The sequence below is a fragment of the Nonomuraea helvata genome (genome assembly GCF_039535785.1).
GTDB classification, from domain to species: Bacteria; Actinomycetota; Actinomycetes; order Streptosporangiales; family Streptosporangiaceae; genus Nonomuraea; species Nonomuraea helvata.
The window spans coordinates 2,385,847-2,408,477 of the sequence record NZ_BAAAXV010000001.1 but is presented as its reverse complement, the minus strand read 5'-3'; the positions used below and the strand labels follow the sequence as shown (position 1 = coordinate 2,408,477).

The 22,631-nt window shown below is 69.9% G+C and carries 16 protein-coding genes and 3 pseudogenes; 7 read left to right on the top strand and 12 right to left on the bottom strand.

Going from position 1 to position 22,631, the window contains the following annotated elements; genetic code table 11:
- The first annotated feature begins 152 nt into the window (after positions 1 to 152).
- The gene (locus ABD830_RS11065; protein ID WP_344986526.1) at positions 153 to 1,430 is read left to right on the top strand and encodes an MFS transporter; all 1,278 of its coding nucleotides are present in this window, start codon (positions 153 to 155) and stop codon (positions 1,428 to 1,430) included.
- 39 nt (positions 1,431 to 1,469) lie between these two features.
- On the opposite strand, the gene ABD830_RS11060 is transcribed toward ABD830_RS11065, so the two are convergent.
- On the bottom strand, positions 1,470 to 3,533 hold the full coding sequence (locus ABD830_RS11060) for an nSTAND1 domain-containing NTPase (protein ID WP_344986524.1): 2,064 nt from the start codon (positions 3,531 to 3,533) through the stop codon (positions 1,470 to 1,472).
- 164 nt (positions 3,534 to 3,697) lie between these two features.
- Positions 3,698 to 3,898: a hypothetical protein gene (locus ABD830_RS11055; protein ID WP_344986522.1), complete on the bottom strand. Its 201-nt coding sequence runs from the start codon at positions 3,896 to 3,898 to the stop codon at positions 3,698 to 3,700.
- A 158-nt stretch (positions 3,899 to 4,056) separates the two neighbouring features.
- Here ABD830_RS11055 and fxsT point away from each other — a divergent pair, with 158 nt between their 5' ends.
- The 3 genes and pseudogenes from fxsT to ABD830_RS11040 form a co-directional block, all read left to right on the top strand.
- Positions 4,057 to 6,576, top strand: coding sequence for an FxSxx-COOH system tetratricopeptide repeat protein (gene fxsT / locus ABD830_RS11050; protein WP_344986519.1), 2,520 nt, complete (start codon positions 4,057 to 4,059; stop codon positions 6,574 to 6,576).
- A gap of 129 nt (positions 6,577 to 6,705) precedes the next feature.
- Positions 6,706 to 7,551: pseudogene (locus ABD830_RS54160) on the top strand (IS4 family transposase); the annotation flags it as partial.
- Positions 7,505 to 8,053, top strand: a pseudogene (locus ABD830_RS11040) (transposase); the annotation flags it as partial. The pseudogenes ABD830_RS54160 and ABD830_RS11040, both read left to right, overlap by 47 nt.
- Positions 8,054 to 8,089: 36 nt before the next feature.
- On the opposite strand, the gene ABD830_RS11035 reads toward ABD830_RS11040, so the two are convergent.
- The 9 genes and pseudogenes from ABD830_RS11035 to ABD830_RS10995 all read right to left on the bottom strand — a co-directional run bounded on the left by ABD830_RS11035 (position 8,090) and on the right by ABD830_RS10995 (position 19,677).
- The gene (locus tag ABD830_RS11035; protein WP_344986515.1) at positions 8,090 to 9,361 is read right to left on the bottom strand and encodes an HEXXH motif domain-containing protein; all 1,272 of its coding nucleotides are present in this window, start codon (positions 9,359 to 9,361) and stop codon (positions 8,090 to 8,092) included.
- Positions 9,358 to 10,590: an FxsB family cyclophane-forming radical SAM/SPASM peptide maturase gene (locus tag ABD830_RS11030; RefSeq protein WP_344986513.1), complete on the bottom strand. Its 1,233-nt coding sequence runs from the start codon at positions 10,588 to 10,590 to the stop codon at positions 9,358 to 9,360. Before ABD830_RS11030 ends, ABD830_RS11035 begins: the two co-directional genes overlap by 4 nt.
- Positions 10,591 to 10,686: 96 nt before the next feature.
- A complete protein-coding gene (locus ABD830_RS11025) occupies positions 10,687 to 13,356 on the bottom strand; it encodes a hypothetical protein (protein WP_344986511.1) in 2,670 nt (889 codons plus the stop codon).
- Positions 13,349 to 14,338: a hypothetical protein gene (locus ABD830_RS11020; protein ID WP_344986509.1), complete on the bottom strand. Its 990-nt coding sequence runs from the start codon at positions 14,336 to 14,338 to the stop codon at positions 13,349 to 13,351. Before ABD830_RS11020 ends, ABD830_RS11025 begins: the two co-directional genes overlap by 8 nt.
- On the bottom strand, positions 14,331 to 15,581 hold the full coding sequence (locus ABD830_RS11015) for a KAP family P-loop NTPase fold protein (protein WP_344986508.1): 1,251 nt from the start codon (positions 15,579 to 15,581) through the stop codon (positions 14,331 to 14,333). The genes ABD830_RS11020 and ABD830_RS11015 overlap by 8 nt, the downstream gene beginning before the upstream one ends.
- Positions 15,582 to 15,631: 50 nt before the next feature.
- Positions 15,632 to 16,654: pseudogene (locus ABD830_RS11010) on the bottom strand (adenosine deaminase).
- 10 nt (positions 16,655 to 16,664) lie between these two features.
- Entirely contained in the window at positions 16,665 to 17,540 is an 876-nt protein-coding gene (locus ABD830_RS11005; protein WP_344986507.1) for a 1,4-dihydroxy-2-naphthoate polyprenyltransferase, read from the bottom strand.
- A 14-nt stretch (positions 17,541 to 17,554) separates the two neighbouring features.
- Positions 17,555 to 18,163 (bottom strand): GNAT family N-acetyltransferase, encoded by a 609-nt coding sequence (locus tag ABD830_RS11000; protein ID WP_344986506.1) that lies wholly within the window; start codon positions 18,161 to 18,163, stop codon positions 17,555 to 17,557.
- 116 nt (positions 18,164 to 18,279) lie between these two features.
- Entirely contained in the window at positions 18,280 to 19,677 is a 1,398-nt protein-coding gene (locus ABD830_RS10995; protein ID WP_344986505.1) for an aminotransferase-like domain-containing protein, read from the bottom strand.
- A 25-nt stretch (positions 19,678 to 19,702) separates the two neighbouring features.
- On the opposite strand from ABD830_RS10995, the gene ABD830_RS10990 reads away from it, so the two are divergent.
- From ABD830_RS10990 to ABD830_RS10980, 3 genes are read left to right on the top strand one after another with little or no spacing between them, the layout of a single operon-like run.
- Positions 19,703 to 20,599 (top strand): DMT family transporter, encoded by an 897-nt coding sequence (locus tag ABD830_RS10990; RefSeq protein WP_344986504.1) that lies wholly within the window; start codon positions 19,703 to 19,705, stop codon positions 20,597 to 20,599.
- A gap of 46 nt (positions 20,600 to 20,645) precedes the next feature.
- On the top strand, positions 20,646 to 21,668 hold the full coding sequence (locus tag ABD830_RS10985; protein WP_344986503.1) for a hypothetical protein: 1,023 nt from the start codon (positions 20,646 to 20,648) through the stop codon (positions 21,666 to 21,668).
- Positions 21,669 to 21,677: 9 nt separating this feature from the next.
- Positions 21,678 to 22,094 carry an ASCH domain-containing protein gene (locus ABD830_RS10980; protein WP_344986502.1) on the top strand — a complete coding sequence of 139 codons (417 nt, stop codon included), beginning with the start codon at positions 21,678 to 21,680 and terminating at the stop codon, positions 22,092 to 22,094.
- Positions 22,095 to 22,152: 58 nt separating this feature from the next.
- Here ABD830_RS10980 and ABD830_RS10975 read toward each other — a convergent pair whose 3' ends face one another.
- A complete protein-coding gene (locus tag ABD830_RS10975; protein ID WP_344986501.1) occupies positions 22,153 to 22,626 on the bottom strand; it encodes a GntR family transcriptional regulator in 474 nt (157 codons plus the stop codon).
- Positions 22,627 to 22,631: the final 5 nt, after the last annotated feature.

Genomic DNA, 22,631 nt, shown 5'->3' with positions numbered 1-22,631 from the left:
CGGAATTGGGAGAGCCAGAATGCCTCCTACCTGCACGTTACCTGGCTATACTTCAACGGGTTGCAGTGCCAATATGTGGGTCGACGTTTTCCCGTGCATCCCGTTGCAAGCACTATGTCGCTGTTCCCACGCGTATTGATGCCGCAGAGGTCATGCGGCCCGAGGGAAGCGGCTGGGGCGGGGGCGTGGAAGGAACTTACGCGGCACGGCGCGGCTCGCCGCCTCCTTGGACGCCGGACTTCGTCCGAGTCTGGGCCGGCTCGGCCATCTCCACGATCGGCACCCGCACTCTCGGTGTGGTTTATCCCCTTCTGGCGCTTGCGGTAACGGGGTCACCCGCTGCGGCGGGTTGGACCGGATTTGCCCTGACGCTCCCAATTCTGATCCTCTATGTTCCCGGTGGGATTCTGGTCGACCGGATACCGCCCCGTTCGATTGTGCTCTTCGCCGAATCGGTGCGCGGGCTGACCGTGGCGAGTGTGTGCGTGGCGCTGGTGTTCTTCCATCACGTGTGGCTGCCGCACGTGATCCTGGCCGCGTTCGTGGAGGGTGCCATGTGGGTGCTCTACATGCTGGCGGAGATGTCTTTGCTGCCGTCCCTGGTGGAGCGGACCGGGCTGCGGTACGCGCTGGCGAGGACGGAGAGCGCCAGCCATCTGGCCTCGCTCGCGGGCAAGCCGCTCGGCGGCTACCTGTTCGGGCTGGGATACCTGATGCCTTTCGCGGTCAACGCGGTGCTCTTCGGCATGTCGTTCCTGCTGTTCCTGGGGATGCGCACGGGTCCCAGCCGATTGCCGGCACGTCCGCCGTGGCAGCGCGACCTGCTGGCCGGATTCCGGGCGCTCAAGCACCAGCCGTTTCTCCGTGCTTCGGTCGCGCTCATCGCCATCACCAATTTGATGGTGAATGCGATGATCATGATTTTCGTGGCCGGTTCCAGCGGCCTCACGTCGTTGACGGTGGGGCTCGTGCTGGCCTCCGCCGGCGTCGGGGGAGCCGTCGGAGCGGCACTGACGCCTTATCTCAGGCGGCCGATGCGTTCGATCCTGTTCGTTCACATGTGGATCTGGGTCGCGGCGCTGTCCACCGCGGCCCTCGGCGCGATGCTGGAGATCCGGGCGGTCTTCTTCGCCATGGCGCTGTTCATCACGGGCTTCGGCGGGGCGGTGAGCAACGTGTGCATCAGGGCCATCGAGGTGGAGTGCATCCCGCCGAAGACGCTGGCCCGCGTGGTCGGCGTCTCCCGGCTGACGTCCCACGGCGCGATCTGTCTCGCGGCGCCTCTGGGCGGCTTCCTGGTGACCTGGTTCGGGGTGGCGGGCGGCTCCTTCGTGCTGCTCCTCGCGATGCTCGGCGTGGCGGTGCCGGCCACCCGCATGCGGGTGCTGCGCGCGTACCTGGTGCCGGCCTCTCCCGGAAGCGCCGCCTGACGTCCGACGGCCGTGCCTTCATCCGAAGCCGCGCGGCCCTCACCCGACGCCGGCCAGCCGCCGGGCGTCCCTGGTCATGTGCTCGGGTATCGCGGGGGCCGAGGCCGCGATGGCCTGCTGGGCCAGCACCGCGGCCGAGGAGGTCTTGCCCGCCAGCTCCTCCACGCGCGCCGCGTACAGCAGCACCGGCCCGTGATCCACGGCTTCGGCCAGCGCCTCCACCATCTCCTGCTGGGCCTCCTGCACACGCTCGCTCTGCGCGAGCGCGAGCGCGAGCGCGTGCGCGACCTTGGCGAACGGCCGGCGCAGCGGCCCCACCCGCTCGAGATCGCGGAGCGCGGCCTGCGGCCGACCCATACCGGCCAGGATCTGGCCGCGGCCGAGCAGGGCGTCGATGTTGTTGCCCTGCCTGTCGAGCACGCCGTTGAGCACGTCCACGGCCGCGTCAGGATGCCCGCCTTGCCACAGCGCCCAGGCCAGCTCCGTCTGGATCGTCAGGTCCGCCGGCACACGGATCATCGCGGCGTGCAGCTCGCGTACGGCCGCCGCGGGTGAGCCCTGTGCCAGCCGCAGCCTTCCGATGGCCGTGAGCAGCGGGCCGACGGCGGCCGCCGCGCCGGCGGTCTCGAAGCTCCTGGCGGCCGTGGCGTAGTGGGCGATGGCCGTGTCCAGTTCTTTGCGCTGATGGGCGACGTTGCCGAGCAGCGACTCGATCTGCGCGCGCAGTGTGAGGTCGTGCTCCTGCGCCCGGGCCAGCGCCTCCTCGCCGAGCCGGGCGGCCAGGAAGAGATCGCCTTCGCGCAGCGCGCCTTCCGCCTCGCGGAGGCAGTCCTCGGAGCGCAGCTCGACGGGGATGGCCTCCACACTCTGCTCGTCCTGTTCGACCGGCTGGAGCAGCCGGTCGTACGCCAGCTCGTACGAGCTCTCGCCCAGCTGCTCGTCGGCCCGGAGGAGACGGCGCTTCACCAGCAGGGCGACCACGCTCTGGCCGACCCCCGCCGACCTGATCGCGCTCTGCCGGACGGCCTGCGGCCCGCCACCGGCCCGGCCGGGGAAGGCCAGCCGCAGCCAGGTGGTGAGCAGGCGGACGTCGCCGTTGCAGCGTTCGACGGCGATTTCCCTGAGCTCTCTGGCGTAGTGCTCGGACAGCGCCTGGTCGGCGTACCTGAGCACGTCGCTCCGCCTGATCTCGGTGGTCTCCGGAGGCAGGGAACGCCACAGCGACTCGCAGACCACCTGCAGGTGGGCCGGCTCCACCGCCTGGTCCCGCTGCCGGCTACCCGCTCGCGCCCTGATCGCGATGAGGTCCCGCGCCACCTGCTCGGCCGCGCCCTCGGCGAACGCGCGCCCCGTGCCCTCCACCGGCCTGGTGACCGCTTCCAGCGCGCCGTCGAAGCCCAGCGCCTCCAGGGCGTAGCGCTCCGGACCCGGGTCGCCGGGCTCGCGTTCGTCCTCCGGGGCGTCGGCGACTTCGCGGTCGTCCTTGAGGATCTTGGCGAGCTCGCGCTCGTACTTCATGAGGTCGGGGAGCCGGTCCGCGCGGATCGACAGCAGCAGGCGGAGGCGGGGGTTGTCGCGGAGCGCCTCGGCGAGCTGGCCGAAGAACCAGCGCCGGTACGGCTGCTGCCCCTGCCCGCCGGTGAACAGCTCCTCGACCTGGTCGATGGCCATCAGGATCGGCGTCGGCTCACCGAAGGCGTCACGCTTGACCGGCCGGGAGCGGAGGAACGCCGCAATCGTCATGCCCACCAGGCCGGTGGGCGGCGCCGGCGGAGTCCACGACATCAGCAGCGCGAGAACGTACGGATTGTGGTCAGGCAGCGCGGCCTGCGGGAAAGACGACCCGTAGGTCACCCGGCCGAGCGGAAGGATGTCGGACGCGCCGGGGCTGAACAGCGGCATGACACCCGCCTGGAGGAGCGAGGTCTTCCCGATCCCCGAGGCGCCGTACAGGACGGTCAGCCGCTGCTCCCGCCACAGCTTGCGTACTTCGTGGGATTCGGCGCCGCGCCCGAAGAATCGGTGGCGGTCCTCGGCGCGAAATGCGCGCGAGCCCCGGTACGGTCCCGGCGCCGCCTGCGTACCCATGCCGGAAGTCGTCATGGCGATTCCCTCCGCAGCCGCGTTTCATCGCACTTTTCCTGCGTGACGGTCAAGGAGATCGATAATCCTTGCACGTCCGGCGCGGCCGGCACACCCACCGCGGAGATGAATTGTTCGCCGGTCGCCCGGTTTCAGGTCCGCTGGTGGGATATGCGGAGTATGTCTTAGATGGAGCTCTGGAAACGCGCCATTTGCTCCTTGTCGTCGGTCAGGCACGCGGTCAGCACATCCCGGAGCGCGGCGCTGTCCATCTCGTGGAGCTTGCGCAGGGACACGGCTGTCACGTCGATCAGCTTGCCCGAACCATACTGCCCGTCACGCATGTGCACTCCGTCCTTTTCGGTCACCCGGATATCGGGTGACATGTGGGCGCTTATGAGCGTGCGCACAGATCTTGCCCGACCGGGCCGAGCAAGATTTTTTATGTGTATTAATTCTGTGATAAACCGGCCGACTAATCAACCTTTACGATAGGGCCATAGAGATATAAGAACCTGTTCGGGGCGCGGAGCGGAGGATCGACGTGTCGGAAAACTCGCACTCCATGGCGGCGCGCGCGCCACAGGTCTGGGAACGGGTCCCGAAGCGCAATCCGAACTTCACCGGTCGCGCGGACCTGCTGCTCTCCCTGAGGAAGAGCATCAGCCCCGTGACCGCCGTGGTGGCGCAGCCCATGGCGCTGCAGGGCCTCGGCGGCGTGGGTAAGACCCAGCTGGCCGTCGAGTACGCCTGGCAGTACCGCACCCATTACGACCTGGTCTGGTGGGTCTCGGCCGACCAGCCCATGCTCGTCCCGTCGTCGCTGGCCGCGATGGCCACGGCGCTCGGCCTGCCGCCCGCCACCAGCACCGGAGTGGAGCAGGCGGCGCAGTCGGTGCTGCGCGCGTTGCAGAGCGGGGTGCCCTACCGCAGCTGGCTGGTGATCTTCGACAACGCCGAGGAACCCGACCTGGTCAAGGACTACATCCCCCGGGGGCCGGGCCACGTCATCATCACCTCACGCAACTCGCGCTGGAGCGACTACGAGGACACGGTCGCGGTCGACGTGTTCAAGCGCGAGGAGAGCATGGCGTTCCTGCTCAAGCGCCTGGGCAGTGCGATGACCGAGTCGGAGGCCAACCTGGTGGCGGAGGTGCTCGGCGACCTTCCGCTCGCGCTCGAGCAGGCCGCCGCCCTGTTGCTGCGCACGCTGATGTCGGTCGACGAGTACGTCGGCCTGGTGAAGAAGCGGACGGGCGCCGTGCTCAGCCTGGAGAAGTCGCCGACCTATCCGCAGTCCATGACGGCGGCGTGGCAGGTGTCGGTCTCGCAGCTGGAGGACCGCGTGCCGCAGGCGGTCGAGCTGCTGCGCTGCTGCGCGTTCTTCGGCCCCGAGCCCATCCCGCGCGACGTGTTCCGGCGGGGCAACCGGGCGGTGGGCCCGCGCCTGGGGAAGATCCTGTCCGACCCGATCATGCTCACCAACGCGCTGAGCAATCTCGAGCGCCTCGCCCTGGTCAAGGTGGAGCCGTCCACCCGTACCCTCCAGGTCCACCGGCTCAACCAGGCGCTGCTTCGCGACGAGACCAGCCCAGAGGACCGCGAGGAGCTGCGCCACGAGGTGCACATGCTGCTGGCGGGCACCGCGCCGAGCGACCCCGACGACACGGCCAGGTGGCCCCGGTTCGAGGAGCTGGCCGCCCACCTCGAGCCTTCCGGCGTCATCGACTGCACGGTGCCGTCCGTGCGCACGTTCGCCCTCGACTTGGTGCGCTACCTGTACGTGCGAGGCAGCTACCGGCAGGCGGAGGCGCTGCTGAACCAGTACATCGCGAAGTGGACCGAGGCCAGTGGCGCCCAGCATGTCGACGTGCTGGTCGCCCGCGTCCACCTCGGCATCGTCTACCTGGGCCTGACCTTCTACACCAGGGCCTATGAGCTCATGTCGGAGTCCTTGAAGGGGATGATCGAGACGATCGGCCCGGAGCGCCTGGAGGCGCTCTGGGCGAAGAACGGCAACGCGGGAGCGCTCCGCGGCCGCGGTGAGTTCTTCCAGGCACGGCAGAGCGACCAGGAGCTGCTCGAGGCGTACGAGCGGGTGACCGGCCCTCAGTCCGGCGAAACCCTGCAAGCCCGTAACAACCTGGCGATCGACTACGCGCTGACGAGCGACTACGACGCGGCCGGGAGGCTGCTCCAGGACGTCTACCTGCAGCGGAGCAGCGCGGAAGGCGTCGGGCGCCGCGTCCTGCTCTCCACCTGGACCAACCTGAGCCGAGCCGTGCGGCTCGGCGGCCAGGTCCAGATCGCCACCGACATGGCCGAGGAGGCGTACCAGTACGGCGTGGCGCAGCTCGGCGACGACCACCCCATCGCCCTGCTGGCGGCCAAGGACTACGCGATCTCCCTGCGCCGGAGCGGGCGGCTCCCCGAGGCCCTGGAGCTCCTGAGGGACACCCACACCCGTCTGGAGCGGCTGTACGGGGACGTGCACGCCGACACGATGGCCGCGGCCCTCGGCCTGTCCAACGCCCTGCGCGCCGACGGCGACGTCGCGGAGGCGCTGCAGCTGGCGAAGCGCGGGCTCGACCACTATCCCAACGTGTTCGGCCCTGACCACCCGTTCACCCACGCGTGCAGCATCAACCTGGCGCTGCTCACGCGCCTGAACGGCGACCCCGTCAAGGCACGCCAGATCAGCGAACGGGCCCTGGCCGGCCTCACCGAGCGGCTCGGCGCCGACCACGACTACACCGTGAGCTGCGCCATCAACCTGCAGAACGACCTGGCCGCGCTCGGCCGGCACGACGAGGCCCGCAGCCTGGGCGAGGAGAACCACCGGCGCATCCAGGCGGCCTTCGGCCCCGACCACTACCTCAGCCTCGTGTGCGCCGCCAACCTGAGCTTCGACCTGCGGGCCACGGGCAGCGAGAGGGAGGCCGAGCGGTTGCTGGCGGACACGACGCGGCGGCTGGACACGGTCCTCGGGCGCGACCACCCCGAGACCCTGTCGGTGCTCGCCGGCGAGCGGCTCCACAGCGACTTCGATCCGCCGCCCATCTAGACCCAATGCCGCTTAGTTAGCGTTGTGACGAGTCGGTCAAGCCAGCGGAGACAGCAACGGAGCGCCTGCTAGAACGGTGTCGACCAAGATCACTGTTCGGCAGGAGCTCCGTTGGATGTCCAGTCTGTCATGCGTCGTGATGTGGTGGTTGCCGCAGGAGCGTTCGCGCCCGGTCATCTGGGTGAGCTGACCCGGCTCATCCCGTTCGAGATGGTCGATGAGGCGCTGGCGCAGACGGGCAGGACGCAGACGCGCGTGCGAGATCTACCCTCGCGAGTGGTGGTGTACCTACTGCTGGCCGGGTGCTTGTTTCCGGAGCTGGGCTGGCGGCAGGTATGGCAGAGACTGACGGCCGGGCTGACCGGGCTGAAGGTCGCCGTTCCGACGGCCAGTGCGCTGGTGCAGGCCCGCCGACGGGTGGGGGTCGAGCCGGTGCGGTGGCTGTGGGAGCTGCTGCGCGGCCCGGCCGCGGGGATCGCCACCCCGGGCGTGTGGTGGCGGGGATGGCGGGTCTGCGCGATCGACGGCACCACGATCGCGGTGCCCGACACCGCGGCGAATCTGAGGGTCTTGTCCCGGCAGCGCTGCAACCACGGCAGCTCGGGGTATCCGCAGATCCGGCTGCTGGTGCTGATTTCCTGCGGCACCCGCACCCTGCTGGACGCGGTGTTCGGCACGACCACCGATGGGGAGACGACATACGCGCCGCGACTGGTACGCAGCCTGCACGCGGGCATGATCGTGCTGCTGGACCGGAACTTTGCCGCCCAGGCGCTGGTGAGTGCGATCGCGGCGACCGGTGCCCAGACGCTGGTCCGGGTCAAGAACGGCCGCCGGCTGCCGGTGCTGCGCCGCCTGGCCGACGGCTCTTACCTGTCGATGCTCGGCCCGGTCGCGGTCCGCGTCATCGACTGCGAGATCGCCATCGCCACGGCCACCGGCCGCCGCACCGGCCTGTACCGGCCTGTACCGGCTGGTCACCACCCTGACCGAGCACCGCACCCATCCCGCCGCCGAGCTGATCGCGCTCTACCACGAGCGGTGGGAGATCGAGACGGCCTATCTGGAGGTGAAATCCACCATCCTCGGCGGACGCGTGCTGCGCGCCCGCACCCCCGACGGCCTCGACCAGGAGATGTACGCCCTGCTGCTCACCTACCAGCTCCTGCGCCTGGCGATGGCCGACGCCACCAGCACCCAGCACGGGATCGACCCCGACCGGGCCAGCTTCACCATCGCCCTGCACACCGCCCGCGACCTGGTTATCCAAGCCGCGGGCATCATCGCCGACACCGTCATCGACCTGGTCGGCACCATCGGCAGCCACATCCTGGCCGACCTCATGCCCGCCCGGCGGGTCCGCACCCGACCCCGCGTCGTCAAACGTGCGATCTCCAAGTACAACGCCAAGGGCACCGTCGATCGGACCAGCTACAAGGCCACCATCAGCATCGACATCCTCATCACAGACCCTTGACTCTCAGCCCAAGCCCTTAACTAAGCGGCATTGCATCTAGACCTGGGTGTTCGTCCTGACCCAGGCCTCCCTGTGGTGCTCGGACCGCAGGCGGGCCTGGGCGGCGGCGGCAGGTGTCACCGGCTCGGCCCGCCAGCGCCCCAGCGTGTCGCGGAGCGTGGCCACGAAGTGGGTGCCGGCCTCGGTCAGCCCGTCGCTGTCGAGGAGCGTCCGGCTCGCCTGGTACGCCGCCTCGCGCCAGTGGGCGAACTCGACCTGGGCCCGCGTGCCGTGCTCGGCGTCCTGAGTGTGCCGCCGCCAGAACCCGGCCACGCCCGCGTGCGCGTACACGCCGTGCAGCAGGCTGAAGAGCGGGCGCGGGTCCGGGCGCCAGGGCGCGTAGAAGCGGCGCCCGTCGTCGGGCAGGGTCAGCTCCACCACCGCGCTGAGCGCGTCCAGCTTGGCGTGCTGGAGCTCGTGGGCGAGGGTCAGCGCCATGCCCAGGCCGTCGATCGGGTCGGACAGCGCGATCGTGCCGAACGTGACCCGCGCCGAGGCGCTGTACTGGTCGGTCGTCCGGGCGACCACGGGCGTGAGCACCGAGACCGCGGCGGCCACCTCACTCGCCACCGTCCGGTGGCGCGCGCCCAGGATCTCCCACGCCTCGCGCAGGCGGGCGACCCACGTGCGCCGCCGTTCGCCGCTCAGGCGGCCGTCGGCGTCGTCCCCAGGCCAGCGGTACGGGTCGAGGTCGTCGATGGTCATCGTCACGCCGGGCGCGACGGGGACCCGATGGAGCACCTGCCAGCCCGGCCGGTCGCCCGCCACGTCCACCCGGTACGTACGGCCGCCGACCCGCAGCTCGGCCCCGCCGTCCACGGGCTCGACCGACACCTCGGCCACCTCCGGCAGCCCGCCGGGCAGGCTCAGCAGGCCCACGGAGGGCAGCATGATGCGGCCACCGACCGGCACGTCCAGGCGGCAGGCGGTACGCGTGAGCACGGCCGCGGCCAGGGCGACCGCCGCCAGCCGCCCGGGGTCCGCGCGGCCCCGGCACGCGCTCAGCGCCCACGCGCCCACCGCGGGGTGGCGCAGCAGGCGGCCGACCTCCTCGGGGGCGTCCGCCTCCATCTCATCCAGCGCCTCGGAGGCGCGGGCCACGAGGGCTGCGTGCCGGTGCGCTCCGGCCTCGTCCACGAGCAGCGCCACCAGCAGCCGGTGCTTGCTCTCCTGCGCGGCGCAGAGCTCCTCCACCGCCTTCGCGCCGCCCTCGCCGGTGGCCAGCCCGGAGAACGACCTACGGGAGATCAGGTGCGGAGACGGGCTCATCCCGCTCCCCGCAGCCGGGCGAGGTCGCGCTCGCACCGCGCGCCGATGTACGAGATCAGCCGGTACAGGTCGGGACAGTAGACCGAGCGCTCGGAGAAGCCGGCATCCGGGCTGTAGCGGTGGGCGTAGAGGCCGCCGCCGCAGGTGGACACGAGTTCGCAGCGGCGGCAGTCGGGGGAGAGCGCCAGCTCGCCGATCTGCCGTGCGACGATCGACGGATGCCGCAGCGCCGCGTCCAGCGGGTCCCGCAGGATGTGCAGCCGGGTCTCGGGCGCGCCGTGGTAGGCGCTCTTCAGGATGTCCGACTGCTCGATGCTGCCGTTGGTCTCGATCACGATCATGCGTATCGGCGACAGCCCGACGGACTCCGCCCGGGAGTGGCCGCCCATCAGCAGGCGCATGATCTCGCGGAACAGCCGGATCTCGGTCTGCAGGACCGGGCTGTCGTACCAGCGGTCGAAGACCGTGATCAGCCAGTCGGCGTACGGCGTCTCGGGGGAGCCCGGCACGCGGAAGGGCGGGGGCGTCGCCCAGTTGCCATGCGGGAGCAGGAAATCGACCGCGGGCGGGTCGTGCTCCAGCAGCGCCTCGTACGTGCGCAGCGGATCGTTACGCACGTCCACCGTGCACAGGATCCCGCTGAACAGGTGATGGTACGGCCCCGCGGTCAGCCGCCGCAGCGACTCGCTGACCAGGGCGTGGCTGCCGCGCCCGTTGGCGAAGCGCCGGTGCCGGTCGTGCCCCTCCGCGTAGCCGTCCATGCTCACCCCGACGCGGATCTCCAGCGACTCGAACAGCCGCAGGTACTCCTCGTCGAGCCGGACCGCGTTGGTCTGGATGTTCACGTTGACCCGGGTGCCGGTCTTGACCGCGCCCCGGATGCCGCGTACGAGCCGGGAGATGAGGCCGGGACCCGCGAGCAGCGGCTCGCCGCCGTGCAGGACGACGTCGATCTCCGGCAGGTCGTGCCGGGTGGCGTGCTCCGCGATCCGCTCGATGGCCCGGTCGGCGATGGCGTCGGACATTCGGCGGGGCTGGTCGCGCCAGCCCTGGTCCGCCATCTCGTACACGTAGCAGTGGCGGCAGGCGAGATCGCAGCGGCTGTGGATCTTCAGAATGAACTGCTGGAACGCCAGCGGTTTCCAGCCGCCCGCCAGCAGCGCCTCGACGTCGAGTAATTCGGGGAATCCCCCGGTGAGCAGCGGCTGCGAATCAGGGCTTCCTAACAACGGCTACCCCTTATGCGTCGTGCGCCCCATCCTGGGCTCGATCGAGCGGGAACGGCGCTGGCCCCGGTCCCTATGTCTCACGACTTCGAGGGCTAGTCAAGATTTATGGCTGCTAGAGCGAATTTCCTCTTGGTAATAGAGCAATTCCTCGAAAAATAGGTATAGATCATCTATTTTCGTGATCACCGGGAGCCAGTCGTATGTGCCGAGCCCGTCGCGTTCCAGTGGGGACAGCAGGTGCGCGGTGGCTCTGAGCGCGGTCGGCGGGATCTCGATCGGCGCGGTCTGAGGCACGCCGCCGCGGAAGGCCAGCGCGAGCAGGTGCTGCGGCCCGCGCACGCCGAGCGCCTCCAGCGCCAGGTCGGCGGGTTGCTGCGTGAGGGCGCCGTCGGCCAGTTCGAGCGCGTCCGGGTTGGCGAGCGCGAGGAGCACGCGCAGCTCGGGTGGCAGGTCGCGGAGCGCGCGCGGCGGCCCCGACTCGGCGCGCCGCTGCCTGCGCGTCAGCAGCAGCAGGATCTCGGGCACGCCCTCGCGCCGCCCGCGCAGCACCTCGGGCACGCAGTCCGCGGCCAGGCGGGTGGAAGCGGCCAGGCGGTGCCCCATGGCCTGCCTGACGAGGGGCAGCGACTCCCGCAGCAGGGCCTCCGCCAGCTGGGGATAGGCCTCGTCCGGGTCCTCCTTGAGCGCGTAGGCGTAGCGCCTGAGCGGATCGACGGAGCGGGCGTCGGGCACGGTCTCGCGGGCGAGCCGGTCGAGGTCGCGCTCGGACCGCAGGACCGCCTTCGGATGGCCCACCCTGACCGCGGCCAGTCTCCTCTGGGCGAGCACGGCGCCGACCGCCGCGCCGAGCGCTCCCGCCACCAGCGCCGCGCTCAACGGGATCGTGTGGAGCGAGGCGGTCGCCAGGGCGATGACGGTCAGCACCGCCGTCGCGCCGACGGCCACGGCCAGCCAGCCGAGCAGCGTCTCCCGCTGGTTGACGACGTCGGTGCGGCTCCTGCGGAACTCCTCCCAGTCGGCCGCGGCGCGCTCGGCCCTGGCCTGGGAGACGCGCTCCACCAGGTCCGCGCGCCGGGCGGGCCAGCCGGGACGCGGTCTGCGCTGGTCGTCCTCCAGCCGCTCGGCCAGCTTGGCGAGCTCGTGGCGCAGCGTCGCCGCCTCGCCGAGCCGGTCGGCGTACAGCTCCTCAAGGCGTGCTCGCGCGGTCAGGTCGAACTCGCCCCACCGGGCGTTCCGTGCGGGCATGGAGGCGATCCGCTCGACGAGCCCGTGCAGCTCGCGGGCGAAGCCGGCGGAGCCGTCGGCCACCAGCACCGCGTGCAGCGCGCCACGCAGCACGTCCAGCACCAGCGGGCTGACGTACCCCGTGACCAGCAGCGCCGTGAAGGTCGAGCGGGCGGTGGAGCCGACGAGCTCGGTCGCGTTCAGCGCCTCGTCGTCGAAGAACACCGCCTCGGACAGCTTGATCACCACTCGTGGCTCGCCCCGGTCGGGCAGCCGGAACGACATGATCCGGCCGTTCTCCTCGACCCGTTCCGCGCTGAGCCCGCCCGCGTGCAGCTCGTTCTCGACGAGCATCGCCAGACGGGCGAGGCTGGGGGAGCGGCTGTGGCGGGCCGCGGCACGAGCGACCACTCCGGCGTCGATCGGCGACGATCGCGGCGCCGCGTCCTCGAAGCTCGACCAGGCGAACTGCAGCAGCAGGCGGATGTTGCCGCTGCTGTGGCGCAGCAGCTCCAGCAGGCCCTTCTCGGTGAACGGCCGGATGCCGTCGGAGGAGCCCTTGGAAGCGGCGCCGATGTACGCCGCCAGCACCTGCCGCGCCTCGTCCGGCGTGAGCGGCAGCAGGTGACAGGCTCCGGCGCCGAGCCGCTGGCGCAGGTCCTGCGGCATGGCGTCCCATCCGCTCTCGCTGGTCACGAGCAGCAGCAGCCCGCGGGCCCGCGGGATCACCTCGACCAGGCCCTGAAGGAGACCGGCGTTGGCGGGCACCGGCTCGCCGTCCTCCAGCAGGAACTTCTCGCACTGGTCGAGCACCACCACGAACGGCCGCCCGCCCCTGGTCACCAGCGTGGTCAGCAGCTGCAGGCCGTAGCGGCAGGTCACGGGGTCGTCGATCCGGCCGCCGACCCCGATCGCGGCCGCGGCCTCGGCGCTGATCGGCCTGCCGCACAGCCAGTCGTAGGCGGCCTCGGAGTAGCCGGGCCTGATCAGGTACGACAGCGCCCGCTGGAACCTCGGCGCGTCGCCGGCCACGGCGGCGATCTCCTTGGCCTGTTCCTCCAGCACCTCCCCGGTCTCGACCTGGTCGGCGCCGAGCAGCTCCATCGGCTCGCCCGCGGCGGGGACAGCCGCTCTGGCGGCCAGGTCGTCCTCGATCGTGCCCAGGTAGCTCAGGCTCAGGTCGGCGAGCAGCGTCTGCGGCAGCTGGGAGACCAGGCGGCGGTAGGCGGCGACGAAGTCGTCCTCCTGGAAGCGCAGGTAGACCTGGATCGCCTCGGGGTTCTCACTGTGGACGAACGCCATCATGTGGCGGGCGGCGTGTGTCTTGCCGGTGCCGTGGGCGCCGTACACGCAGCTGAGCGCGCCGTCGCGAGGGAAGCCCTCGAGGTACGCCCTTGCCACCCGCACGGCGCCGCGCACGCCAGGGAGGATCGCGGTGGGGGTCTGGCGCGACCAGTCGCTCAGGAAGCCGGGCAGGGAGGTCTCCTCCGCGCTGGAGGTGCCCCGGGCCGGGAAGGGGTTGCGCCGCGGGTAGTCAGCCATGGATGCCTCCAAGCCCGTTCCATCTGTCGCCCTGCCAGATCCTCAGCCGCAGCCAGTTCTCGGGCATGTGCAGGTCGGCCGTCGGCCACGGGTCGTCCTTCTCGTACTCTCTGAGGCGGAACTCGAGCAGCAGCTCCAGCCGCCGCATGGCCTGGCCCACGGTGTACGTGCGACCGCTCAGGGCGTCCCTGAGCCCCTCGTCGTGGAAGGGCGGGGGCGGCCTGCCGTTCCACCGGCGGCGGGCCAGCTCGGCGATCTGCTCCGGCGTCAGGGTGCCCAGGTCCACGATCTGCCCCCGCGTGGCGAACCGCTCCCGGTCGGCCATGGTCAGCTGGGCGGTGTTGGCGTGGTCGTAGGCGTCCACGATGAAGACGACGACCGTGCTCGTGCTCTCGAACACCTTGGTGGCCAGCCAGATCAGCTTCTTGGTCGGCACGCTCTCGTACCGGATGCCGAAGCCGACGTTCGCGGCGGCGAAGGTGGCGCCGGCGAACCCGGCGATCTCCTGCAGGTCGTACTCGTTCATCGGGTCCGTGCTGCTGCGGCGGCTCAGCTCGGTGAAGCGGGCGCGCAGCTCGTCGGGGATCCTGATCGCGCACTCGTTCATCTTGTTGCGCAGGTCGAGCAGCGTGGAGCACATCTGCGCGTACGCGTCGTGCGTCATGTCCTCCGGCTCGGCCTCATGGGTCACGAACGTGTAGTCCGGCCTGTCGCAGGCGTCCCTGTAGAGGCGCATCACGTGGTTGGCCAGCGAGGTCCGGCCGCTCTTGCCCACACCGGTGATCAGGAAGAAAGCGGGCCGCCTCCTGGCGACCGCCCGCCGGACGGCCTCCTCGATCGCCCGCAGGCGGATGCCGGCCAGCTCGAGCAGCAGCTCGCGGTCGGAGTCGCAGGCGACGGCGTCCAGAGGCCTGACGGCGTAGGGGTTCTCCTCCAGGCCGTAGAGCTCGTAGCGGGCGTCGGCGGGGTGCATCTCATCCACCGATCATGGTCAGGTAGTCGGGCAGCTCGGCGGCGGCCGGCTCGAACGCCGAGCCGGTGAACAGCGGCGCGAGGAAGTCGTGCCTGCCGTGGTACGCCTTCGTCAAGGCCTGGATCTCCTCGGCCCGCGCGCCGAAGCGCAGCTGGAAGCCCTGGAGCGCGTCGGTGGCCAGCTTGTCCTGGTGGACCAGCTCCAGAGCCACCAGCAGCGCCGGCTGCCGCACCACGTCCATGAACAGCTCGGGGCTCTGCACGCGCAGCACCACCAGGCGCACGACCAGGTCGGGCTGTAACCCGGCGAGGCGCGGCGTGCCCTCGATGATGGCCTCCGTCACCCGCAGCAGGTTGAGCACGCGTTTGATCTTTCTCGGATTCGGCGCGACGATCCTCTCCAGCGTCGCGACGTGCTTACCCGCCAGGTCGCCCAGGAGCGAGCCGCGGATGAAGCCGCCCACCTCCGCGGAGCCGATCGGGTAGAGGTGCAGCGGGAGCTGGATCATCTTGTCGAGGTAGTCGTCGGCGATGACGGCGTGATCGGGGAAGCCGAACGGCTTGTACTTCACCGACACCCCGCGGTCGACCACGTCCTTGGAGAGCGCGATCATCACGAAGACGTTCTTGAGGTCGAGGAAGAGCTTGATCGACTCCAGCACGTCGATGATCTGGTCGGGCTCGCACCTGTCGAGGTCGTCAACGAAGAAGATGATTTTCCTGCCCTTTCCGGCCAGGCGGTCGGCCTCCTCCTGCAGGAGCCCGCGCAGACGGCCGGTCTGGCTGTCGACCTGGCCGCGGATCTCGGCGTACTGCTGCGCGAGCTTGCCGATCTTCTCCACGCTCGCCGAGCCCACGTTGATCCGCTTCAGCAGCTCGTCGGCGGCGAGGTTCAGCATGATGACGCCGAGCCGCTTGACGCTGTCGGCGAAGCGGTGCGCGGGGTCCTGGTCCAGCGCCGTGTGCAGGGCGTTCAGGAGGGGGAGGAGCATCTCGGGCTCGCGGCGGTGCACCCAGGGGTTGAAATGCACGCGTACGAACTCCGCGCCGTGCCGGTCGAGGAGCCGCTGGTCGACCATGTGCAGCAGGGTCGATTTACCGCTTCCCCACGCGCCGAAAACGCCGATCGTGAACGGCGTCTGGGTGCGCGGATTGGTAATGACCGAAACGAGCGGGTCGACGTACCGCCGGAACTGGAGAAGGTCCCCGCGCCAATCCACCGGCGCGTCCGAGAGCATCGCGATATCGGGCATGATTCCCCCTAGTAAGAGGATGCATCGTCGGCATCGCCGAATATCGCGGGTTATCGAACTGTGATATCGCCTCGCGACTGGAGATATGCGTCGACCTCGGCCAGGTAGGCGTCCTTGAGATGGCGGGGCAGCCAGGTGATCTCGAAGGCGTTCCGTTCGAGCTGGGCCAGCTCCTCGTGGGTGAGCTCGAGGGCCTCCTGGAGCGCCTCGAGGTTCTCGCCGACGTAACTCGCGAAATAGGCGGGGTCGTCGGAGTTGATCGTCACCCGCACGCCCAGGTCCATCAGCGTGCGGATGCCCTCGGCCTTCATCGAGTCGGTGACGTAGCCGTTGGAGATCGGACAGCAGGTCAGCCCCATGCCCCGCTCCAGCACCACCTGGACCAGTCGCTGGTCCTCCAGGATGTTGACGCCGTGGTCGACGCGGTTGACGCCGATGTCCTCGACGGCCTGGCGGATGTGCTCGATCGAGTCGTCCTGGTCGACGTCGCAGTGCATGGTGAGCAGGTAGCCCTCCTGCCTGGCGCGCTCGTAGACCGCCGCGAACTTGACCGGCGGGTTGCCCTTCTCGTCGGAGTCGAGCCCCACGCCCACGATCTACTCCTTGTACGGCAGCGACTCCAGCAGCGTCGCCATCGCGTACTCGGCCTGGAAGTCGCGCAGGAAGCACATGATGAGCTGCGCCCGCACCCCGAGCCGCGCCTCGGCGTCCATCAGCGCCCGCCGCAGGCCCCTGATCACCACGTCAAAGGACACGCCTCGCGAGGTGTGGGCCTGTGGGTCGAAGAAGATCTCCGCGTAGCGGACGTTCTGCTCGGCGGCCTTGCGCAAGTAGGCCATGGCCAGGTCGTAGAAGTCGGGCTCGGTGCGGAGCACCTGCATGCCCTCGTAGTAGATCCTGAGGAAGGAGGGCAGGTCGTCGAAGTCATAGGCGGCCCGCATCTCCTCGACGGAGGCGTACGGCAGCTCCAGGCCGTTGCGTTCGGCGAGCTCGAACTTGAGCTCGGGCTCCAGCGTGCCCTCGATGTGCAGGTGCAGCTCGCACTTGGGGAGTCCGGCGATGAAGTCCTTCACCCGACTCAGCCTAGAAGATGATCGCGAGTCCCACCGCGAACAGGAGCCCGTACGCCATCTGCAGCTTGCCCGTCTGCTGCAGCACCGCGATCAGCGCCGGGCCCACGGCCTTGGCCAGCACGGTTTTGATCGCGGGGATCGCCAGCGGCACGGCGAGCAGGGCGAGCGCGGTCCACGGCGTGATCACGACCATCCCCAGCGCCACCACGAACGGCACCACCTGGCAGGCCACATAGAGCGCACGGGTGCGCTCGGCCCCCAGCATCACGGCCAGCGTGCGCTTGCCCGACTGGGTGTCCGTCCCGATGTCGCGCAGGTTGTTGACCACGAGCATCGAGCACGAGAGCAGCCCGACCGGAATCGACGCGAAGAAGGCGGGCCAGCTCAGCGACTCGGTCTGCACGTACGCCGTGCCCATCACGGGGACGACGCCGAAGAACACGAACACGGCCAGCTCGCCCAGCCCGCGGTAGCCGTACGGGCGCTTGCCGCCCGTGTAGAACCAGGCGGCGGCGATGCACGCGGCGCCCACCACCAGGATCCACCACGCCCGCGTGACGACCACCAGGACCAGCCCCAGCACCGCCGCGACCCCGAAACAGGTCAGCGCGGCGGTCAGCACCTGCCGCGGCGGGGCCACGCGCGAGCCCACCAGCCGCATCGGGCCGACCCGCTGGTCGTCGGTGCCGCGGATGCCGTCGCTGTAGTCGTTGGCGTAGTTGACGCCGATCTGCAGCGAGAGCGCCACGAGCAGTGCCAGGACCGCCCGCCACCACACGAATCCGCCTTGCCCGATCGCCACTCCGGTGCCCACCATGACGGGCACGACGGCGTTCGCGAGGGTACGCGGGCGTGCGCCGGCGATCCACTGGCCGGGGGTTGCCATATGTCGTTCGTCCTCTAGCTGATGTCCGTGGTGAGCCTGACCATCCTGATCGGGCGGCCCATGTCCAGCACGCGCTCGGCCATGTCCTCGCCCCAGCCCGCCGACTCCAGGAAACCGAGCACCGCGTAGTTGTCGGCGAACACCCAGGTGACGATCTGCCGGAAGCCGTCGTCGCGCAGGTAGTCGACGGTCGCGTTGAGCAGGCGGCTGCCGTGACCCCTCCGTACGAAATCGGGGTCGACCAGCAACGTCAGCATCTCGGCCGCCACGGTGGGATCCAGGTCGGGATCCTCGGCGGGAGCGTGTGAGGCCAGCCCCACCACGCGTTCGCCCCCCCGGGGGGTGGTCAGGGCGGCGCTGCCGCCCGCGCCGAGGGCGGGAAAGCCCTCGGTGTCCAGGATGGTCTCCACCGCCACCAGGACCCTGTGCCTGGGGGTGGGCGGGGCGACGATCGCCTCGTCCCACTGACGGAGCCACATCTTCTCGGCTGCCGGGCCTGTCATCTGCTCGAGGGGGCCCTCGGGGAGGAAATCCCGATAGCCGTAGCGCCAGGCGCGGATCTGACAATTCGCAACCTGGAGCACGTCCTCGCGCCGGGCCGCCCGGACGCCTACGTCTGCCATCTCGGCCCGCTCCTTCGCCTGCCGTTCATGCCTCAAGGCACGAGTTACACCGTATCGGTGTTTGACCCTTGGAGACGACGCGAACCCCGCTTCACGGCTCTTAAGCGGCGTGTCGGCTACAAGATCGCGGTCAGCGTCTGGGCGAGCCGCCGGACTCCTTCGTGCAGCTCCGCGAGATGGGCGGCGGCCATGTGGGTCAGCCGGATCCTGGGACCCGGTGGCTCGGACGGGTAGTACATCCGGCCCGGGCTCACCAGCACCCCGTTGCGCCTCGCGGCCTCGACCAGGGTGTTCTCGTCGACCTCTGCGGGCAGCCGGACCCACAGGTGCATCCCGCCGATGGGCAGCAGATGCACCTCCGCCTGCGGCATGCGGGCGGCCAGAGCGGTCGCCAGCGCGTCGCGCCTGGTCCTGATCTCGGCGTGCACGGCCGTCAGATGCCGCGGCCAGGCCGGCGATCCCACGAACTCCAGCGCCGTCTCCTGCAGCGGCCGTGCCACGAAGAACGACTCCACGAGCTGGCTCGCCCGCAGCCGGTGGGCGGCGGGGCCTCTGGCGATGACGGCCGCCACCCGCATGCTCGGTGACAGGATCTTCGTCAGCGACTTCACATGGACGACGGTCCCGTGCTGATCCATGGACGCCAGGGAAGGGGGCGCCTGCTCGGTCAGATAACAGGCGAAGTCATCCTCGATCACGAACGCCCCCGCCGCCCTGGCGACCTGCAGCACCTGCTCCCTGCGCTCGACCGTCAGGGTGGCTCCCGACGGGTTGTGCAGGGTGGGCTGGCAGAAGAAGACCCGCGCCCCGGTGACGGCGAACGCCTCGGCCAGGAGCTCAAGACGTACGCCGTCCCTGTCCATGGGGACGGCCGTGGCCCGCAGCCCGGCCGCCCTGGCCGCCGCCAGCGCCCCCGGATAGGTGGGCGTCTCGACCAGCACCGGCGTGCCCGGGGCCGCCAGCGCCCTGAAGGCATGCGTGAGCGCCGCCTGGCCGCCGCTCACGATCAACGCGTCGGCCGCGGTCATGTCGCCTCCGGCCTGCCGCGCGAACCACCTCCGCAGCTCGAGCAGGCCCGCCAGGGGCGGCATGGCCCAGGCGTCCGGCCTCCGCACGGCACGCGCCGCCGCGGCCGCCAGCTGCTTGTCCGGCCGCAGCCCCGCCCGCAGATATCCGCCGGTCATGGGCACCACCCCTTCGGCGGCCCCCGCCAGCAAGGTCGCCACGGGGTCCCCGTCCACGACCCTGTCGCCGAGCGCCACGGTCTGCCAGGAGAGGTCGGCGGCGTCCCGTCCTCCGGTGACCTGCGGCGTCACGAACACCCCACTGCCCGGCTTCGCGACCACCCGTCCCTCGGCGGCCAACTGCCCGATGGCCCGGGACACGGTGACGGGGCTGACGTTGTGCCGCCGCATGATCTCCCGGTTGGACGGCAGCCGTGCCCCGGGGCCGAGCCGCGTGGCCTCTTCGCGCAGCATCGCGGCGACTTGGGCGATACTGCTATCGTTGTTCATGAAAATTGAGAATAGCGCTACTCTCATGGACGGAGTAGCGCTCCCTCGTCCGGGAGCGCAGGCACGTCAGGGCACCGCGCTGGCCTTCCTGGGCGTCCTGGCGTTCTCCGGCTCGTTCCCGGCCACCGTCTACGCCATGCAGGGGGTCGACCCGTGGCTGGCCGCGATCGGCCGGGCGGCCGTAGCCGGGGTGGTGGCCCTGGTCTGCCTGAAGGTCGCCAGGAAGCCGCTGATCCCCTCGAGGAGGGAGTGGTCGTCGTACGCTCTGATCTCCTTGGGGGTGGTCTTCGGCTTCCCCGTCTTCAGCGGCCTGGCCCTCGCCCTGGGCGCCAGCACGTCACATGCCGCGGTGGTGATCGCGCTCCTGCCCGCAGCCACCGCCGCCTGCGCCGTCCTGAGGGCGGCCGAACGGCCCCGTCCCCTCTTCTGGGTGGCCTGCGCGGCCGGCGCGGTCGCCATCACGGCCTTCACCCTCACCCAGCATGAGATGAAGACCTCCTGGCCCGACCTTCTTCTGGTCGGCGCCCTGATCTCGGCGGCGATCGGCTACACCGAAGGAGGCCGCCTGTCCCGGAACACTCCGGGCTGGCAGGTGATCTCCCGCGTGCTCGTCCTCTCCCTGCCTCTGACCGCCCCGACAGCCACGGCGATAGCCCTCGCCACCCCCATCAACGCCACCCCGCAGGCGATGGCCGGCTTCGCGTACGTGTCGCTGATCTCGATGTTCCTCGGCTTCTTCCCCTGGTACGCGGGCCTGGCGAAGGGCGGCATCGCCAGAGCGGGCCAGACCCAGCTCACCCAGCCCCTCCTCACCCTCGTCTGGGCCTGGGTCCTGCTGGGCGAGCGATTCGGGCCGGCCACGGTGGTCGCGGCCCTGGCCGTGCTCGTCTGCGTGGCCATCACCCAGCGCGCCCGTACTTGAAAGCCGTGACGCCGCCCAGCAGGATGGGGGAGGAGGTGTCACAACAATGGCGGACCTCACGATTCCAGAGGGCGGCTTCTGGCCCGCGCCGGAGATCCCGCAGCCCAACATCTATCCCATGGAATGGCGGGTCGAGACCGAGAAACTCGCCGCCATCTACGAAAAGTCCAAGCGCGTGGTCTGGAACCCGGCCGACCTGCCCTGGGACGGCCTGGACCCGGACGACTTCACCCGGGAGCAGCGCCTGGGCATCATGTACTGGTTCGCGGTCCTCGCGAACTTCGACGCGTCCGGACCGGCCGTGTTCGCCCGCGCCACCATCCAGGCCTTCGAGAAGCACGAAGAGGACCCGGTCAGGAAGTGCTTCTTCTCGATCACCCGGGACGAGATGAACCACGAGGAGTGCTGCCAGCGCACCATCGCCAGACTCTGGCCCGGCGGCCCGCTCAACTGGACCCCGTCCGACGACCTCGAATCAGCGGCGCACAACAACATCGGGTGGCTCTACCACAACGGGGGCCGCTACTGGAACGGCTACAACTCGGCCGTGGGCAAGTATTCGCTGCCCGTGCTCTTCACCAGTTTCATGATGGGGGAAATGGCCGCCTCGACGCTCTTCAGGGGCATGGCCTCCGGCACCCGGCACCCCGTCTTCGGTGAGATGTTCCAGCGAATAGGGCGCGACGAGTCCCGCCATCTCCAGATCTGCATGACGATTCTGGAGAACGAATGGCCGGGGCTCACCGACGAGACCCGTGTGCTCATCACCCGCCAGCTCAGGGCCGGTTTCGTCTTCCTCAGCATGATCCTCTGGGAGCCGCCGGAAGGCTTCTGGGAGCTGCCGCCGTACTTCCTGGCCAACCACCGCGTCCTGATGGACCATGCCAGGCAGGCGGGCCTCGGTGTGCTGTCGTACGAGGAGCAGGCGGAGAACTGGCGCGTGGCCATGGCCCGGATCCGCGCCATCGTGGAGCGCTGGGGGATCGCCTTCCCTGCCATTCCCGAGCTGGACCTGGAAGGCGTGGAGGTGGACTTCATCGACCCGGAGGACATCATTCCGGTCTTCTAGTCTGCTGCCATGTGGCCGCGTATCGACGGAATGAGAGCCATGGAGTTCGGCACGTCCGGCGAACTCCGCGCCTGGCTGACCGGGCTGGTCCTGTCAGGCTCGAAAACGGCCACAGCCGGCCTCCTGGCGCTGGATTATCACGCCGAGGGTGAGGCGGTGGAGCACGTCGGCGAGCGTCTGGCCGTGGTGGACTCCTTGGGCGCGAAGGTGGCGGAGATCGAGATCGCGAAGGTGGAGCTGACGTCGTTCGCGGAAGTTCCCTGGGAGTTCGCCGAGGCGGAAGGCGAGGGCTTCCGCTCGATCGACCACTGGCGCGAAACCCACCGGCACTACTGGGCCGGCCAGGGGTACGAGGTGGACGACTCGACGACGGTGGTCTGCCTGTGGTTCCGCCTGGCCGGTCAGGAGGGTCGGGGCGGTCGGTGAACGTTCGGACGACCGTCCGGACGCTCGGGACAGTTGGTGCGGAGGATCGTGCGGCCGGTCAGGAAGAAGGCCGCTGCTCCTCAGGAGAGACAAAGCTGCCGCGATGCGGGATGGTGAAGACCCACCCCTGCTCACGAAGCAGCGCTATGGCCCGCCGTACGGTCTCACGTGCGGCACCGTACTGACGCACCAGCGTGACCTCGGTCGGAAGCGGACGGTGCGCGGGCAGCTCTCCCGCCTCGATCCGCTTCCGGATCCGCTCGGCGATCTGCCGGTACAGCGGGACCTGGCCGTCCGCTGACTCTCCGGGAGCGCTCACGAACGTGCCACCGCCCTGGCGCGTGTGGACCAGCCCTTGATTCCGCAGCAGGCGAATCGCCCTGCGCGCGGTCGTGCGTGCGACGCGGAACTCCCGCTGGATCCCTGCTTCGCTGATCAGGACATCTCCCGGGGAGAGCCCCTCCATGATGCGCGTCTTGAGGACTTCGCTGATCTGAACGTAGAGGTAGGTGCCACCCGAGCGATCCAGCACCCCTC